Origin of the sequence: Xanthomonas sp. WHRI 7065 (assembly GCF_040203115.2) — a bacterium.
Taxonomy (GTDB): domain Bacteria; phylum Pseudomonadota; class Gammaproteobacteria; order Xanthomonadales; family Xanthomonadaceae; genus Xanthomonas; species Xanthomonas arboricola.
The window spans coordinates 3,872,210-3,888,292 of sequence record NZ_CP168194.1 but is presented as its reverse complement, the minus strand read 5'-3'; the positions used below and the strand labels follow the sequence as shown (position 1 = coordinate 3,888,292).

Annotated in this window: 12 protein-coding genes and 1 other RNA gene; 6 read left to right on the top strand and 7 right to left on the bottom strand. The window is 65.0% G+C overall.

From position 1 onward, the window contains the following. The first annotated feature begins 425 nt into the window (after positions 1–425). Positions 426–2,618, top strand: a complete 2,193-nt coding sequence (gene fhuE / locus ABQY64_RS16215) for a ferric-rhodotorulic acid/ferric-coprogen receptor FhuE (protein ID WP_349779491.1) — start codon at positions 426–428, stop codon at positions 2,616–2,618. A gap of 288 nt (positions 2,619–2,906) precedes the next feature. Here the strand turns inward: fhuE and ABQY64_RS16210 are convergent, their stop codons facing one another. Continuing rightward, a complete protein-coding gene (locus ABQY64_RS16210) occupies positions 2,907–3,878 on the bottom strand; it encodes a LysR family transcriptional regulator (protein WP_349779492.1) in 972 nt (323 codons plus the stop codon). Between the two features lie 101 nt (positions 3,879–3,979). Here ABQY64_RS16210 and ABQY64_RS16205 point away from each other — a divergent pair, with 101 nt between their 5' ends. Beyond that, a complete protein-coding gene (locus ABQY64_RS16205; RefSeq protein WP_016902252.1) occupies positions 3,980–4,741 on the top strand; it encodes an SDR family NAD(P)-dependent oxidoreductase in 762 nt (253 codons plus the stop codon). Between the two features lie 55 nt (positions 4,742–4,796). Here ABQY64_RS16205 and ABQY64_RS16200 read toward each other — a convergent pair whose 3' ends face one another. The 5 genes from ABQY64_RS16200 to ABQY64_RS16180 all read right to left on the bottom strand — a co-directional run bounded on the left by ABQY64_RS16200 (position 4,797) and on the right by ABQY64_RS16180 (position 12,946). Continuing rightward, entirely contained in the window at positions 4,797–5,528 is a 732-nt protein-coding gene (locus ABQY64_RS16200) for a M23 family metallopeptidase (RefSeq protein WP_349779493.1), read from the bottom strand. A 2-nt stretch (positions 5,529–5,530) separates the two neighbouring features. After that, positions 5,531–6,460 (bottom strand): L,D-transpeptidase, encoded by a 930-nt coding sequence (locus tag ABQY64_RS16195; protein ID WP_349779546.1) that lies wholly within the window; start codon positions 6,458–6,460, stop codon positions 5,531–5,533. Between the two features lie 371 nt (positions 6,461–6,831). Continuing rightward, positions 6,832–9,546 carry a TonB-dependent receptor gene (locus tag ABQY64_RS16190; RefSeq protein WP_349779494.1) on the bottom strand — a complete coding sequence of 905 codons (2,715 nt, stop codon included), beginning with the start codon at positions 9,544–9,546 and terminating at the stop codon, positions 6,832–6,834. Positions 9,547–9,680: 134 nt separating this feature from the next. Further along, on the bottom strand, positions 9,681–10,856 hold the full coding sequence (locus tag ABQY64_RS16185) for a phosphatidylinositol-specific phospholipase C1-like protein (RefSeq protein ID WP_374151307.1): 1,176 nt from the start codon (positions 10,854–10,856) through the stop codon (positions 9,681–9,683). Between the two features lie 131 nt (positions 10,857–10,987). Continuing rightward, on the bottom strand, positions 10,988–12,946 hold the full coding sequence (locus ABQY64_RS16180) for an acetyl-CoA hydrolase/transferase C-terminal domain-containing protein (protein WP_349779495.1): 1,959 nt from the start codon (positions 12,944–12,946) through the stop codon (positions 10,988–10,990). Between the two features lie 152 nt (positions 12,947–13,098). Between ABQY64_RS16180 and ABQY64_RS16175 the strand changes: the two genes are divergently transcribed. From ABQY64_RS16175 to ABQY64_RS16160, 4 genes are all read left to right on the top strand, one after another. Further along, positions 13,099–13,467, top strand: coding sequence for a BlaI/MecI/CopY family transcriptional regulator (locus ABQY64_RS16175; RefSeq protein WP_102585180.1), 369 nt, complete (start codon positions 13,099–13,101; stop codon positions 13,465–13,467). Next, positions 13,457–14,749 carry a TonB family protein gene (locus ABQY64_RS16170; protein ID WP_349779496.1) on the top strand — a complete coding sequence of 431 codons (1,293 nt, stop codon included), beginning with the start codon at positions 13,457–13,459 and terminating at the stop codon, positions 14,747–14,749. The genes ABQY64_RS16175 and ABQY64_RS16170 overlap by 11 nt, the downstream gene beginning before the upstream one ends. Before the next feature lie 70 nt (positions 14,750–14,819). Next, positions 14,820–14,895: non-coding RNA, sX9 sRNA (locus ABQY64_RS16165), on the top strand. Then, positions 14,884–15,477, top strand: coding sequence for a hypothetical protein (locus tag ABQY64_RS16160; RefSeq protein ID WP_374151306.1), 594 nt, complete (start codon positions 14,884–14,886; stop codon positions 15,475–15,477). The genes ABQY64_RS16165 and ABQY64_RS16160 overlap by 12 nt, the downstream gene beginning before the upstream one ends. A gap of 18 nt (positions 15,478–15,495) precedes the next feature. Here ABQY64_RS16160 and ABQY64_RS16155 read toward each other — a convergent pair whose 3' ends face one another. Further along, positions 15,496–16,053, bottom strand: coding sequence for a flavin reductase family protein (locus tag ABQY64_RS16155; protein WP_349779497.1), 558 nt, complete (start codon positions 16,051–16,053; stop codon positions 15,496–15,498). Between the last annotated feature and the right edge of the window lie 30 nt (positions 16,054–16,083).

Sequence of the window (16,083 nt, the reverse complement as noted above, 5' to 3'; positions counted from 1 at the left end):
TGCCGGGTAGCCGGCAAGCCTCGTTCAGCGACGTTTTATCTGGCCCTGCAGCGCTCACTCCCGGCGTGCACAGCAGCAACAGAGCGACAGCCATCCAGCATTTCTTCATCTGATCCCCGTTGTAGTGAGTTCCGTCGTTACGTCAGCCAACTGTTCAGTAGCTCCCGTTCCGAGTGTCGCGTCTATGCGAGTTCGGCTGCAATGGCTGAGGTCAAACCGGGAGTTGCGCAGTGCGTGTCCTGTCCAGGTAGCGCTCGCTTATGTCAAGTAAATGCTAAAAATATGTCAATCCGGCTATTTAAAATGTGAATCATTCCCATTAAAATGGCGCGCTGCCGCTGGTAAGGCACACCGTTTCCTCCCCCTTGTTGCCGGCGCGGCGTCTTCGCAGCGCGTGGTCTGATCCGTCTGCGTTGGAGTTCCCGATGATCCGTAGTACCGAGTTGCGTCTTGTTTCCGTGGGCGCGCGTCGCCGTGCCCTGCCGCGCGCGCTGTTCGCCGCGCTGTGCGCGATGGCCGCTGGCCAGGCATTGGCCGAGACGCCTGCCGCCGCCGGCGATGCCGAGGTCACCACCCTGGACCGGCTCATCGTGCAGGGCGAGCAGGCCAAGGGCTATACGGTGGAGAAGACCACCGCCGGCACGCGCATGGACCTGTCGCTGCGGGAGATCCCGCAGTCGGTCACCGTGATCACCCGCGACCGCATGGACGACCAGAACCTGCAGAGCATCACCGACGTGCTCAACAACGTCACCGGCATTTCGGTTGCGCAGAGCGACAGCGAGCGGCTTGAGTTCTATGCACGTGGTTTCTACATCGACAACTACCAGTTCGACGGCATCCCGGCGTACATGGAGCAAGCCTGGAGCTACGGCGATTCGGCGCTGGACGTGGCGCTGTACGACCGTGTCGAAGTGGTGCGTGGCGCCACCGGCCTGCTGACTGGCTCGGGCAACCCGTCGGCCTCGATCAACCTGGTGCGCAAGCATGCACTCAGCCGCGACTTCACCGGCACCGTGTCGGTGGGCGGTGGCGATTTCAACAAGACCCGCAGCGTGGCCGATGTCACCGTGCCGCTCAGCCCCGAAGGCACCGTGCGCGCGCGCGTGATCGGCGTGTACCAGGACGGCGAGTCGGACATGGACCGCTACGGCCTGCGCAAGAAGATCGGCTCGGCGATCATCGATGCCGACCTCACCGACAGCACCTTGCTGAGCGTGGGCTACGAGTACCAGAAAAAGGAATCGAACGATGTCACCTGGGGCGGCTTCCCGCTGTTCTACAGCGATGGCACCCGCACCAACTACGATCGTTCGTTCAACCCGGCGGCCGACTGGACGTTCTGGGACACGCGCCTGCAGCGCACCTTTGCCAGCCTGCAGCAGAGCTTCGACAACGGCTGGACCCTCAAGGCCAATCTGAGCCACGAGAAGACCGAAGCGGCCAATCACCTGTTCTATCCGTTCTATACGATCTTCGGGTTCGACCGCGCCACCGGTGGCGGCGTGGTGCCGTATTCGGGCAACTACCTGACCGAGCGCAAGGCCGATGGTGCCGATGTCTATGCGGAAGGCCCGTTCCAGCTGTTCGGCCGCGAGCATCAGCTGGTTGCCGGCGCCAGCTACAACCGCCGCGAGTACGTCAATAACGGCACCTTCGATTTCCCGGCGCCGCTGGACAGCTATCTCGGCTGGACCGGTGCCTACCCGGAACCCAACTGGAGTCCGCGGTTGGTGCAGAGCGACGGCACCATCAAGCAGAAGGCGGCCTACGTGGCTGCGCGCTTTTCGCTGGCCGATTCGCTGAAGTTGCTGGTGGGTGCGCGCTACACCGACTGGCAGATCGATGGCCGCAATCTCGACTCCGCTACGCAGCAATTGGTGCCGTTCTCCGACAGCCAGACCGAAGTCACCCCGTACGCCGGTCTGGTCTACGACATCAACGATGTGTGGTCGACGTACGTCAGCTACACCGAAATCTTCAACCCGCAGACCCTGCGCGATGCCAATGGCGGCTACCTGGATCCGTTGACCGGCAAGGGCTACGAAGCCGGCGTCAAGGCAGCATGGTTCGACGACAGGCTCAACGCCTCGCTTGCGGTGTTCCGCATCGAGCAGGACAACCTGGGCGTGGCCACCGGCGGCTTCGTCCCCGGTAGCAGCGACTTCGCGTATGAGGCCGCCAACGGCGTGGTCAGCGAAGGCTTCGATTTCGAGGTGTCCGGGCGGGTGACCGAGAGCTGGAACACCACCTTCGGCGCCTCGCACTACACCGCGCGCGATGACAGCGGCACCTCGATCAATACGCATCTGCCGCGCACCACCCTCAAGCTGTTCAACAGCTACACCCCGCAAGGTGCGTGGAGCGATCTGACCGTGGGTGGTGGCGTCAACTGGCAGAACCGCTCGTACTATGTGGACCCGGTCTATGGCGCTTTTCAGCAGAGTGCTTACGCACTGGTCAGCGCGTTTGCGCGCTACCGGTTGTCGCCGCAGTTCTCGGTGCAGCTCAATGTCGACAACCTGCTCGACAAGCGCTACTACTCTCAGTTCAACGGTGGCTATGGCGCATGGGGCACCTCGCGCAACGGCATGCTGACCTTCAACTACATGTTCTGATCGCAGACCGGGCCGGGCGCGATGTCAGCGCCTGGCCTGTTGTTGCAACGATGCAGGCACCTTGCAGAAGGTGCCTGTTTTTGTGTCTGGCGCCAGCGGAGTGATCGTGGATCTGCGGCGCATGCCGCACTGCCTGCGCTGCATGCTCATATCGGTTTGCTTCGGTGGTATCGAAGTGGCGCGCAAGCAACTGATGCTTTCCAACAATGTCGGCGCGCTACAGAAACACTTCCTGCCTACGCAAACGTACACGCGAAGACGCGCCGGTAATCGCATCGACGGTCAGGGCTACAGCGGGTCCAGATACGGTGCCATCACCTCTGCAACCCAGTCCATGAACGCACCTACGCGTTGCGGCAGATGGCGACGCTGCGCGTAGAGCAGGGTGACCGGCATCGGTTCCGGCGCGATGGCGGACAGCAGCTCGATCAAGGCGCCGTTGTCCAGGTGTGGGCGCAACGGGCTGGCCGGCGCCTGGATGATGCCCAGGCCCGCCAATGCCGCAGCAAGATAGGCATCGCCGTTGTTGACCGTCACCGGGCCGCGCATCGGCAGTAGCTGGTAGGCCGGTCCATCGCGGTACTCGAAGCCGGATGATCGCTGGCCCAGCGTCGGCACGTAATGCACCAGGTCGTGGTGAACCAGATCGTCCAGGCGCTGCGGCGTGCCCCGTCGTGCGAGGTAGTCGGCACTGGCGCAGTTGATGATGCGAAACACGCCGAGCGGTCGTGCGACCAGGTTGGTGTCTTCGAGCGTGCCCACGCGCAACACGCAATCGAAGCCTTCGCGCACCACATCGACGCGGCGGTCGGTGCCGCTGATTTCCACTTCCAGCTGCGGGTGTTGCGCCAGGAACGTTGGCAATGCGGGAATCACGAAATTGCGTGCGATGCCGGAGGACATGTCCACCCGCAGGCGCCCGCGCAGCTGGCTGCGCTCGCGCTGAAACATGCTCTGCAATTCGTTCATGTCGTCGAGCAGATCGCGGCTGCGCTGGTAGAACGCGGTGCCGTCGCCGGTGAGTTGCACGCGGCGGGTCGTGCGATGCAAAAGCTGCGTCCCAAGCGAGGCTTCGAGCCGCTGCACGGCGGTGGAGACGCTGGCTTTGGGCAGGCCCAGCGTTTCGGCAGCGCGGGTGAAACTGCCGAGCTCGGCGACGCGCAGGAAGGCGCGCAGCGACTCCAGGGTATCCATCGATTGGTCGACGTTCTTGAACGGTGCAATCAGGTTGGACCGATTTATGTGGCGCGGCAAGCGCAATAGTCTTGGCGCGGTCAGACAGCGTCACGCCCGCCCCGCGGTCATGCACCGCCTGTGGTGATCGCCCCAAATCGCCTCTCAACACGCAACGGAGTCCATCCATGTCGATCACCGCACCGATCACTCTGATCACCGGCGGCAGCCGCGGCCTGGGCCGCAATGCCGCGCTTGCGCTCGCTGCAGACGGCAGCGATATCGTGCTGACCTACCGTAGCCAGGCAGATGAGGCCGCTGCGGTGGTCGCCGAGATCCACAAGTTCGGCCGCCGCGCGCAGGCACTGCCGCTGGATGTTGCCGACGCCGAGTCGTTCGCGGCATTCGCTGAGCAGTTGAAGCAGGTGCTGGCCGGTTGGGATCGCACGCAGTTCGATGCGCTGGTCAACAACGCGGGTACCGGGCTGCACGCGGCCATCGCCGACACCACGCCGGCGCAGTTCGACGCCCTGGTCAATATCCATCTCAAGGGGCCGTATTTCCTGACCCAGGCGTTGCTGCCGTTGATCGCCGACGGCGGACGCATCCTCAACGTGTCCAGCGGCCTGGCACGTTTCGCGCTGCCCGGTGCCTCGGCTTACGCGATGATGAAAGGCGGGGTGGAGGTGTTCACGCGCTATCTGGCCAAGGAACTGGGCGCGCGTGGCATTCGTGCCAATACGCTGGCGCCGGGTGCGATCGAGACAGACTTCAACGGCGGCAGCGTGCGCGATAACGCACAGGTCAATGCGATGGTGTCGTCGGTCACGGCGCTGGGGCGCCCAGGGCTGCCGGACGATATCGGGCCGGTGGTCGCTGCGTTACTCGCGCCGGGAACCGGTTGGATCAATGCGCAACGCATCGAGGTATCGGGCGGCATGTTGATCTGAATGCACAGGCCTGCGCATCACGCGCAGGCCTGTGTCTGCATCACCGCCTGGTGCATCACTGCAGGGTCTGGTCGCCATGCAATACGGGATAGGGATTCAAGACCTCTCCCTTCCACCATTGTTTTTCCGGCCCCAGGCGGTGGATCTCGAAGTGCAGGTGCGGTGCGGCAGGATCGGCATTGCCGGTGCTGCCGACGTAGCCGATGACCTGGCCACGCTTGATTGCCTGCTTTTCTACCAGGCCGTCGGCATACCGTTCCAGGTGCGCGTAGTAGTAGCAGTACGTGCCGTTTGGATCGAACTGGTAGACGGTCAGGCCACCGCGCTCGCTGTTGAACAGTTTCTCGACCGTGCCGTCTGCAACTGCAATGACCGGTGTGCCGGTCGGAGCAAGAATGTCGATGGCATCGTGTACGCGGCCTTCGCTGCGTGCGTCGGTAAAGGTGTCCTGCAGTTGGCCGCTGCCGATGCCTTGCACCGGAATCAGCAGGCCGCTGCCTGAATTGGCAGCTTCAGGAGCGGCTGCAGACGCAGGCGCGGCTGGCGTATTTGCGGCGGGCATCACCTCGGTGGATGGCGACGATGCGGCAACGGCTGGAGCCGCAACAGCTGGAGCCGCAGAAGGTGCTGCCATTGCCGCCTCTGGCGCGTCAGGCTGCGCTGTCACCGCGGGTGTATCTGTGGCGGACGCCGGTGCTACCGCCGCCTGCGGCGCCTCGCGTTCCAGCCACCAATAGCCGGCTGCACCGAGCAACACACCGACCACCAGCATCATCAGCAGTTTCATGCTTACTCCTGCATCACCACCGGCATGGACGGGCCCACCACGCTGGCCAGATTGACCACGTCCCAGTTGGTCAGGCGCACGCAGCCATGCGATTCGGTCTTGCCGACATGGCCGGGTTCCGGCGTGCCGTGCAGGCCGTAATGCGGCTTGGACAGATCGATCCACACGCGTCCGACCGGGTTGTTCGGGCCGGAGGGCAGGGTGGCCTTTTGATCGCCCTTCTTCGCATCCCAGAACAGCTTGGGGTTGTACTTGAACACCGGGTCGCGCGCCACGCCCAACACTTTCCAGCGGCCAATCGGCAGCGGGTCGTGCTTGCTGCCGGAGGACACCGGGAACTGCGCATACACCTTGCCGTCGGCATCGAACAGGCGCAGCGTCGACTCGGACTTGTCGACCACCAGCTTGGCCGGCTTGGCCAATGGTGGGACGCCGTCGATGTTGGGCACCTGGATCACGCCACCGGCCTTGCTCAAATCCACGCCAGGGTTGAGCTGGCGCAGCAGTTCCGGAGCGGCATGGAAACGCTCGCCCAGCGCCTCGTCCACCGAGGTGTAGCCCAGCGACGTCAGCTTGGCCTGTTCGGCCGGTCCTTTCGGAATCGGCTGGAACGGCCCGGCCACATCGGCATCGGTGAGCGTGTACTGCACCAACGCCGGCGTGGTGTCGGCCTCCAAGGCCTGCCAGGTGGCGTCATCGAGCTCACCGGTGACCTTGATCTTGTGCGCTGCCTGAAATCCGGACACCGCACGCTTCTGGTTGGAACCACGCTCGCCGTCGATCTGCCCCGGCGAGAAATGCGCGCGATCCAGCAGCACCTGCGCGTGCAGGTCCGAACGCGGGCCGGTCGGCACGACGGTCGCAGCGGGAGCTGCTGCAGGTGCAGGCGCAGGTGCCGCGACAGGCTGCGGCGCTTGCGCCAGTGCGGACAGGGAGGTGCCCAGGGCGAGGGCGAGCAAGCAGGCGCGAGCGTAGATGCGTGGTGGCATGAGCAGGTCCGGAAGAGGCATGCGCGCACCTTGCCCGAGCCGCCTGCGTGGTCTGCGTGAAATGGCTGCACCGGGACTGACTGGGGACGCAGTCGTGATGCGGGTCAGGAGTGGATACCTGCTATCTCGCCTCTATGCGGCTGCCGATTCGATGCGGCCGCCTGTTGCTGAAGCTTCCACCCGGTTGGCGGAGGGCGTGGTGCACCACGCCGCAATCGATCGCCTGCATGTCAGTCAGGCGATCGATGCGGAGTGGTGCAGACCCGGTCCCTGCAGCTGCAGACATTGCGCCGCAGCTGTCTGCAGGTCTGCCATCAGTAGGTGTAGCCCAAGGTCAGCATGTATACCCGTCCGGTCTGTACATAGGCGCCGTCGGCGCCAGGGTCGTAGGCCATGTAGCGCTTGGACTTGCCCTGGGTTTCGTAGAACGTGGCGGCATTGAGCAGATTCTTGGCCGACACACCGACATCGACGTGGTGCGGCAGATGATAGGTCGCGGTGAAGTCCAGTGACTTGACCGGTTGCAGATAATAGTTGAGCCGGTCGCTGGTCAGCCCCAGCAATTGCAGGCCGGTGTAGTTGTAGCTCAGGTCGGCGCGCAGGTGCGTATCGTCGTAGAACAGATCCAGGTTGTAGATGCGCTCGGGTGCGCGCGGCAGCCAGGTCTTTTCCGGTTGGTCGCTGCGTCTGCTGTCTGCTTCGCTGTGCTGCAGGGTGAGGTTGGCGGTGATGCCGACGTTGCTCCACAGGCCCGGCAACTCCTGCAGGCGTTTGCTCGCTGCCAGTTCCAGTCCATAGAGCTTGGCGGTGCCGCCGTTCTGCGGCATGGTCACCGGCACGCCGTTTTCGAAGGTGGTGCCGGTCGGTACCAGCCCGCCCAGTGTGTTGTCGTTGCTGGTCGCCGATTGCGAGGTGTAGATGAAGCCGGTGATGCGCTTGTAATAGGTCGATGCGCTGAGCACGCCGCCGCTTTGGTCGTAGAACTCGGCGGAGAGATCGGCGTTGTCGGCCTTGCTCGGCTGCAGATCGGGATTGGGCCTGGAGATGCCGACCACCTTCTGGGTATCGTCGATGGTGTACACCGTCTCGCCGGAAATCAGGCCGAACGCCGGCCGGCTGAAACTGCGCCGCAACGAAGCGCGATACACGGTGAGATCATCCGGCCGATAGTTGATGCTGATGCCCGGCAGCACTTGCCCATAGGTGCTGCCGGTGCCGACGAAGCTGCCGGTGCTGCCATCGCCGCTGGATTGCCAGGATTCAGCCGCATAGCGTGTCAACTCGTAGCGCACGCCGGGCAGCACGCTCACCGAGCCGACATGCAGCGCGGCCATTGCATAACCGGAATAGATCGCCTCGGTGCTGGAGGTGGTGTTGGCGTTGTAGTCGTTGGCGGTATAGACGCCTGCGCCGTTGGAATCGTTGACGTACTTGTAGGGCAGCGCCTGCGCAAGCATCCAGTTGCGGTCCAGCAGTTTGAACGGGCCGGCGTAGCGGCCGTCGAAGGCGTGATAGGTGACGCGGCCCGGGATCGCGCTCAGTGGTGGCCCACCTGCAGTGGGGAACGCGTAATTGGGTCCGCCAAAATAAGGCCCGTTGGTGACGAAGTTGCCGTCCTTGTGGAAGAACGGGTGATCGTAGGCGCCACGGTCGGAGTGGTCGGCAGACAGGCCGAGCTTGACGCTGTCCAGTAGGTCGCCATCGACCTGGTAGGTGATATCGGTGTGCGCGTTGATCCGGTTGTCGTGACTGCCGGCATCGTGCCCCTGCACCTTCCACAGCAACGACGAATCCAGGTTGTAGAAGAAGTCCTGCAAGCCCGGCGTGCTTGGCGCGATGCTGGGATAGCGGGGGTTGCTGAGGTCGAAGGCGAAGCTGCCGGGCGTAAAGCCATACAGGCTTGCCGACACGTAATCCGGGCGGCTGCGGGTGCCGCGACCGACCGAGCTGCCGTAGTCGAAGCGCAGGCGGCCCAGCGTGGTCTGGCCTCCCAATTGCAGCGCCGCCAGTTTCTCGTCGATATCGTGCGTGTTGAAGTAGCCGCCACGCACGGCGGTGGGCTGGTTGCGATAGGTTTCCAGGCGTGCGCTGGACTGGTCCTGTTGCCCGGTGACGCCGTAGCTGCCGTAGATCGCACGCGCGTACAGCGCGCTGTTGTCGCCTTGCCAATCCAGCGAGAGGTTGCCGCCGTAGCGTTCGATCTGGCTGGTGTAGAGGCTGTATTTGTAGCGGGTGCTGATCAACGGCCCGACATCACGCAGGTCGGTTGCAGTGGCGAGGGCGGGATCGGCCGGCACGTATTTGCTGTTGGGCGCCGGCGCCTGCGCCATGTTGTTGTTCCTGCCGTAATACGCCGATGCGTAGAGGCCGAAGGCATGGCCATCGCCAAATTTCCAGGCCAGCTCCTGCTGGAAGGTGCCGCCGCTGTCCTTGCCGCCCAGCTTCGAGGCCAGCGCATTGAACTGGCCCTGCGCGGTGCTCTTGGCGTAGACATCCTGGCCGAAGTCGAAGGCATTGGGTGTGCGCATGTCGATCGCGCCGCCGATCGCATCGCCGGGCATATCGGGTGTGGGCGATTTGGACACCTGCACCGACTGGATGCCGAACGGCGCCAGCATGTTCAACGAGATGGCGCGCGTCGATGAATCGGTTTCCGGCATGCCAAAGCCGTTGAGCGTGTAGGCGTTGTAGCTGGCGTCCATACCGCGAATGCTGACGTAGGCGTTCTCGCCGGTGGTGGCCTGGCCCAGGTGCATGTCGCTGTATGCGGACAGGCCCGGCATGTGCGACACGACATCGGCGATGCCGCCGGAGGGGATCGCATCGATCTGCTGCTTGCTCATCACGCTGTTGACGCTGCTGGACAGGCGCTGTTCGTTGAGCGATCCCGGTGCGGCGGCGTGCTTGGCCTGCACGTTGACCGAATCCAGCGTGGTGGTGCCGAGCTCCGGTGTCTCGGCAAACGCCGGCGCGGACAGTGCCAGTGCGATGGCGCAGGTCAGACGATGGGTGGTGCGTGGGGACTGCATGCAATGGCTCGCGTGGTTGGACAAGGTGGAGTGCCCGGCCCCTTACTGCGGGTGCGGGTGTGCATCGCCGACGCCTTCCGTTGCGACAGGTCTATGTGTGGTGCGGAGATTGCGACGACGCTAGTGGCCTCGACTCAATGCCCGAGGTCGACGCCCTTGCAGTGCGCCTGCGCCAGCTGCGGATTGCAGCGTGCGACCGCGTCGTCATCGAAGCGCACCGCGTAACCGTTGCCGGCCGGCTCATGTGCGGGGAAGTCGGTGCTGAGCAACTGCGCGCCGCTGGTCAGCATGCGGTCGCGGCGGGTGGTGTCGTGTTGCAGTGCTTCCTTCAGGTCGGCGTCGGTACGCGTGCGCACCAGATAGCCGGCTTTCACCAATTGGGTGATCGTCTCGGCAGGGCCATCGTTGAGTTCGGTGAAGGCGGCATCGTCTTGGCCAGGCACGGCATTGGTGAAGCACACGCGTCCGCGCAGCGACGGATGCCCGGGCAGGTAGCTGGCACCGGCCGCGCGTTGGTCGAGCAGGAACACCACCTTGCCGCGTGCCTCGCTCAACGACGGCCAGCCATGCGCAAGCACTGCGGCGTTGAGCGTGGCTGCGTTGCCACGGACCTGATCCGGGCTGAGGTATTCGCCGGGTCGAAACACCGAGCGCAGTTCGGCATCCAATGCATCCATCGCCGCCGGATCGAACGGCTCCGGCTGCACGGTCGGAAACGCCAGTTGCACCGGCGCCTGCTTGGTTTCCAGCAGGATGAAGATCGGCACATGCCCGGGGTGCTGTTTCGACCACGCGCGCACTTCCTGCAGGCACGCGATCAAGGGCTGGCAGTTGCTACGCTGGTCCACGTCCTGCACGTGCATGACCTTGAAGCCGGGTTTGCTCATCACTCCGGCCGGTGCGCTGGGCGGTGCGGGCGGCAAGCCGGCCTTGGCGATCTGCGCGACGCTGGCCGGGTGCGCGTAGCGACCACCGTTGGCGTCGGCAAAGACATCCAGTTCGAGTTGTCTGACGCCATCGTCCAGTTGTTGCCTCAGCGGCGGATGGCGGTAATCCAGTGCCGCGAACAGCTCCGGACTCAGTCGTTGCAGCAGTGTCGCTTCGCTGGGGGCGAAGCCGGCGTGGTAGCTGTTGTGGCTGCCGATGTATTGCAGATCGGTGAGGCGAGGCGCGGCATGCGCGGTCACGCCGGCCAGCATCAGCAGGCCAAGGCATGCCGCGCTGCGTGTGTTGCTTCGCCTTGCGCGCGCTGGCTTTGCTGTGCGGTCATCGCCTGGATTCACAGCCGAAACAACGAATAAGCAGCGCATGCAGCCAGGCCGGAAAGAAGGTGGTCGCCATCATCCGGGCCAAATTTGACGCAAGGCTTTCCGCCGTATTGCCGTCGTGCGTCACAGTGCGAAAAACGCGCCATGGCATCGCTTTTCGCGACACGGACGCTTCAGGGCACTCTGGTCTTTTGCAAGGCATACGCCAGCAGCCGCGCCTGCACGCGTTCGCCGATGCTGCGCGGCGCATCCAGTGCCATCCGTTGCAAAGCGGCGGCATCGTGTGCATCGCCGCTCTCGCGTGACAGCAGTGCGCGCCAGACCGTCATCAGCTTTGCGCTATTGCCGGCGGTTGCGCGTTTGAGCCAGCTCAGGGCGCGCAGCAGGTGTTGCTCGACCTCGGTGAAGTCGCTGCCGAGCGGGTAGTCGGGCAGGCTGCCATCGCGGCGGTACGGCGCCAGCGCCTGTTCCAGTGCCTGCGGCGTGTTGCGTTGCGCACGCGCAGGCAGTGCAAGGTCGCCACGCAGCTTGCGCGATGCCTTGGCGGTTGCCAGCAACGCGTCCTGGAAGCGTGCATCGCAGATGCCGGCCATCGCCAGCACGCAATCCTGATCGGTCTGGTGGCGCAGGTCGGCGATGCCGTACTCGGTGATGTACAGATCGCGCAGATGGCGCGGGATGGTGGTGTGCCCGTAGTTCCAGCGCACGTTGCTCGCTGCGTGTGCACCGGCATCGCGCGTGGCCCGCAGCATCAACGCGCTGCGCGCCTGCGGTAGGGCATGTGCCATCGCCACGAAGTTGTACTGGCCGCCGACGCCGGAAACCACACGGCCATCTTCCAGCCCGTCGGACACCGCCGCGCCGAGCGCGGTGGCCATCATGCAGGAGTTGAAGAAGCGCGCATCGCGGCGTTGCAGGCGCTCCAGCGCTTCGTTGCCGCCATACAGCTGATTGATCTCGCTGATGCGACGCATGCCGATGGCATCGCGCGTGTCCGCATCCAGCTCGCGTAGCCACTGGTAGAAATCCGGCGAGCCCAGATAGAACGCCCCATGCAGAAACTCGCCTTCGCGGGCCAGGCGCGCGTGATCGGCCGCATCGGCGCTGCCGTCGGCGATGCGTTGCATCAGCGCCAGATCGTCGTGCACCTTGCGGCGGATCACGCCGCTGTCCACCAACTGCTTGAACCCTTCGTTGAGCATTTCGCTGCAGCCGTACAGGCCGATCTCGAACGGCGCCAGGCCACCGCTGGCGCGCACCGCAGGATGCTGCTCAAGTTCCGGGTCCAGCGCCTGCAGCACGCGCCGGTAGGTGGCGTTGTCGGTATGTCGCAGTACCAGCGCATGGCTCAGCGCATCAGCCAGGGTGCCGATGCCGATCTGCAAGGTGCCGCCATCGCGGACCAGCGCGCTGGCATACAAGCCGATGGCGTAGTCGACGCTGTTCACCGGTTGCCTGGGCAACCCGAACAGGCGCGGCGACGGACCGGGCAGGTCGATCACCAGATCGAAGAACGCCTCCTCCACTGCCGCGGTTCCGCCGATCCACGGCAGTTGCGTGTCCACTTCCGCCACCAGCATGGGGCGCGGCAGGCCGAGCGCCTGCACCGCCTCCAGCGTGTCCTGGGTGATGTCGTTGTTGCACGACAACGACAGCCGCGTGCCGCCCGGTTCGCGCGCCACTTTCTGCACGATCAGGTTCGGCGCGCGCTTCGCCACCGCCGCTGCAGCGTGGGTGTAGTTGAGGCTCGTGTAGTCGGCCTGCGCCTGGGTGGAGTGCAGCAGCCCGCCGGACTGCATGTAGAACTCTTCCACCTGCACATGCGCCGGCAACGCATCGCGCAGCATGTCATCGACATAGGCAAGACGCGAGAAATCCTCGCCGAAATGGCGCGCAATGAACGGCGCCGCAAAGCGTGCCTCCAGTCCCGCGCCGGGCTTGGGCGGATTGAGCGACAGCGCCGTGTACAGCGCCAGCGGCCGCGTCGGCGTGTGCTTGAGCTGCACATACAACGCGTTCAACAACCGGTGCGGCTTGCCGATGCCCAACGGCGCGCCGACGCGCAGCGGGCCATCGAGGCGTTGCAGGATGTGCGCAACCGCGCCGGGCAGGTCGGTGAGGTATTCAGTCATCGGTGCAGGGTAGCCGAGGCGATGGCGGGGCAGGTATCTGGATCGCCGACAAGGCCAGGTCGGCGTATGCATTTCCCGCAAGGCAATCGAAAACACGCTTGACAGGGACAAGATTTACATGCGTAATCGATAAAAATTACGGATGTAATCGCATGTCGATCAGTGACGCCGAAGCGGTGGTGATGCAGGTGCTCTGGGACGCGGCGCCACGCAGCGCCGACGACGTGGTCGCCGCGCTGGCAGGCCGCAGCGACTGGGCCGAGCCCACCGTCAAGACCTTGCTCAACCGCCTGCTTGGCAAGGGCGCCATCCGCGCGGTCAAACAAGGGCGACGCTATCTCTATTCGCCGGTGCTGGCGCGCGAGCAGTGGGTGCAGCAACAGAGCGAGGGATTGCTGCAGCGCCTGTTCGGCGGACGGGTGGCGCCGCTGGTGGCGCACTTCAGCGAGCGCGGAAAACTCAGTGCGTCCGATATCGCGGAACTGAAACGACTGATCAAGGAGCTGGACGATGAACCCTGAGGCCTGGGTCCTGTTGTCGCGCGCAACGCTGTACACCACCGCTGCGCTGCTGGTCTGCCTGCTCCTGCGTCGCCCGCTGCGCAAGCGGGCGGGTGCCGGCGCGGCGTATGCGATCTGGTCCTGCGTGCCGCTGGCGCTGGTGGCGGCCTTGTTGCCCGGTCCGTCTCTCGGCATCGCGGTGCCGGGATTGCCGGCGCTGACCGCCATGCCGGCGCTCTCCAGCGTGCATGACGAAGGTCGTGCGTGGGCAACATGGCTGGCAGCAGCGTGGCTGGGCGGCGCGGTGGTGATGGCGATCGGATTGCGGACGCGGCAACGGCGTTTCATGCGCAGCCTGGGGCCGTTGCACCGGCTCGACGACCGGCTCTGGTCGGCCGCGCGCGACGCCGGTCTTCCTGCATCGTTAGGACTCTGGCGTCCGCGCATCGTGGTGCCGGCGGATTTCAGTGAGCGTTACAATGCCGATGAGCGCGCCCTGATCCTGGCGCACGAGCGCATGCATTTGCGCCGCGGCGACCTGCACGCCAACCTGCTGGCGGCGTTGATGCTCTGCATCGGCTGGTTCAACCCGCTGATGCATCTGGGCTGGCGTGCGTTCCGGCTCGACCAGGAGCTGGCCTGCGATGCGGCCGTGCTGGCGCAACATCCGGGCAAGCGCCGCAGTTACGCCACCGCCCTGCTCAAGACTCAGCTTGGATGCGACTTTACGCCGCTCGCCTGTCACTGGGCTGCATCGCATCCGTTGACGCAGCGGATCGCGGCGCTGCGCGCTTCCCCCATCGCTGCCGGACGTGCGCGCTGGCGCGTGGCGATGGTCCTGCTGCTGGCGGCGGGGGTCAGCACCGCCGCCTGGGCCCTGCAGCCGGCACGCATTGCGTTAGCGGCACAACCGGCGCTGGCGGCCGGCAACGCGGTGGATTTCGCCACGATGCAGCCGCCGAGATATCCGGCAGCCGCGTTTGACGGCGGTATCGAGGGCTTTGTCGAACTGCAGATCGACATCGACCCTGGCGGCGTGCCGCAGCACATCGACGTCGTGCAGAGCACGCCGGCCGGCGTGTTCGATCAAGCGGTGCTGGAGGCAGCGCGTCAGTGGCGGCTGAAACCTGTCTATGCACATGGCAAGCCGATTGCTGCCACGGTGCGCGTTCCGGTGAAGTTCGAAATGGACGCGCCGGAGCAAACGTCTACCGATGCCGGCGCCGCGCGCTCGGAGGCGCCAGCGTCCAACCGCCTTGCCGGTTGTGCTTCAGCGGGCTGCGCAAAGCAGGAGAGGCCGTGATGCAATCTAGGGCAACCAGCAAAACGACTGCACAACTGTCTGGCGGGCGCGCCCGGTGCCCAGCATTCGCATGTACCACTCATACACGCCGGTTCCTGCGCGCTTGCCACGCCCACCCGACGACTGCTCGCCACGTGTTGTCGGCCGCCCTCGCGCCGACCTGCGCTGCAATCCTGGCGCTGTCGCTTGGCGCATGTGCAACGCAAGGGGTGCAGGAACAGCAGCGCAGCCAGCGCGAAGATTCGGTGGACCAGCGCATGCTGAGCGCGCAACCGGGCGGCGATGGTGGCGGCTCCATCCAGTCTTACACGTTGGCGCCGGCGCAGCGCTTCCGCATGCCGCGCGCGCTGCGCAGCGATGCGCCGGTGCTGCCGTCCGATTCGCCACGGCAGAGCTTGCCGCCGACCACCGTGTGCGCGCATGTGATCCTGACCGCCGAAGGCGCGGTACAGCGCGTCGACCCCATGTCCGATCGCGACGAATGTGCGGCCGGTCTGTTGCCGGACAATGCCGATCTGGTGCAGTCGGTGCGTACCACGGTGCAGCAATGGCAGTTCGTTCCGGCCGCGCTGTGCACGTTTGCCGCAAGTGTGGCGCAGCCGGCCGCGCTGGACGATTGCAGCGGCGCCATCAGCCAGGAGCCGGTACCGGTGACGCTGTCGTTCGCGTTCACCTTCGAAGTGCGGCAGGGCAAGGTCAGCGTGCGCACCGGCAAGGTGGCGCGTTGAGCGCGCGCATCGCGGCGATCAGAGCATGTCGGGGGCGAACAGGCGCCGCCGCGAGACTTCGTCGCCGGACAGCATGAAGCGGCCATCGCCGCGGTAGTGCACCGTCCTGGGAAGCGCGGGCCGCTTGGCCACCTGCGCGCTCACCACTTCCCAGACAAAGAGCGCGTGGCGCTTGATCTGCCGGCCGTCGTGCAGGCGGCATTCGAAACTGGCGTAGCACTCGGCGATGGCCGGCGCTGCGACCCGTTGGCCGGGCACGGCAGTCAGCCCGAAGTGGTCGAACTTTTCGATCTGTGCACCGCTGCTGTTGCCGATGCCGATTACGGTGTCGAGCAGCTCGGCCGTCGGCAGGTTGATCACGCATTGCTTGCTGCGCCGGACCAGTTCGAAACTGTGGTTGCCGGGGGCGATGCAGCACGCGATCAGCGAGGGCGAAAACTCCAGCACCATGTGCCAGCCCATGGTCATGATGTCGCGCTGGCCCTTGTGGGCCGAGCTCACCAGCACCACCGGCCCCGGTTCCAGGAAGCGGCGCGCCTGCTCCACCGGGAATGCGTGCTTTCGATACTGTTTCATGGACACACCAACTGATTGAATGCGGTGATC

Coding starts and splice junctions, on each gene's coding strand:
- fhuE (WP_349779491.1), top strand. CDS start 426: ATGATCCGTAGTACCGAGTTGCGTCTTGTTTCCGTGGGCGCGCGTCGC.
- ABQY64_RS16175 (WP_102585180.1), top strand. CDS start 13,099: ATGTCGATCAGTGACGCCGAAGCGGTGGTGATGCAGGTGCTCTGGGAC.
- ABQY64_RS16185 (WP_374151307.1), bottom strand. CDS start 10,856: ATGCGCTGCTTATTCGTTGTTTCGGCTGTGAATCCAGGCGATGACCGC.
- ABQY64_RS16200 (WP_349779493.1), bottom strand. CDS start 5,528: ATGAAACTGCTGATGATGCTGGTGGTCGGTGTGTTGCTCGGTGCAGCC.
- ABQY64_RS16180 (WP_349779495.1), bottom strand. CDS start 12,946: ATGACTGAATACCTCACCGACCTGCCCGGCGCGGTTGCGCACATCCTG.
- ABQY64_RS16155 (WP_349779497.1), bottom strand. CDS start 16,053: ATGAAACAGTATCGAAAGCACGCATTCCCGGTGGAGCAGGCGCGCCGC.
- ABQY64_RS16190 (WP_349779494.1), bottom strand. CDS start 9,546: ATGCAGTCCCCACGCACCACCCATCGTCTGACCTGCGCCATCGCACTG.
- ABQY64_RS16170 (WP_349779496.1), top strand. CDS start 13,457: ATGAACCCTGAGGCCTGGGTCCTGTTGTCGCGCGCAACGCTGTACACC.
- ABQY64_RS16205 (WP_016902252.1), top strand. CDS start 3,980: ATGTCGATCACCGCACCGATCACTCTGATCACCGGCGGCAGCCGCGGC.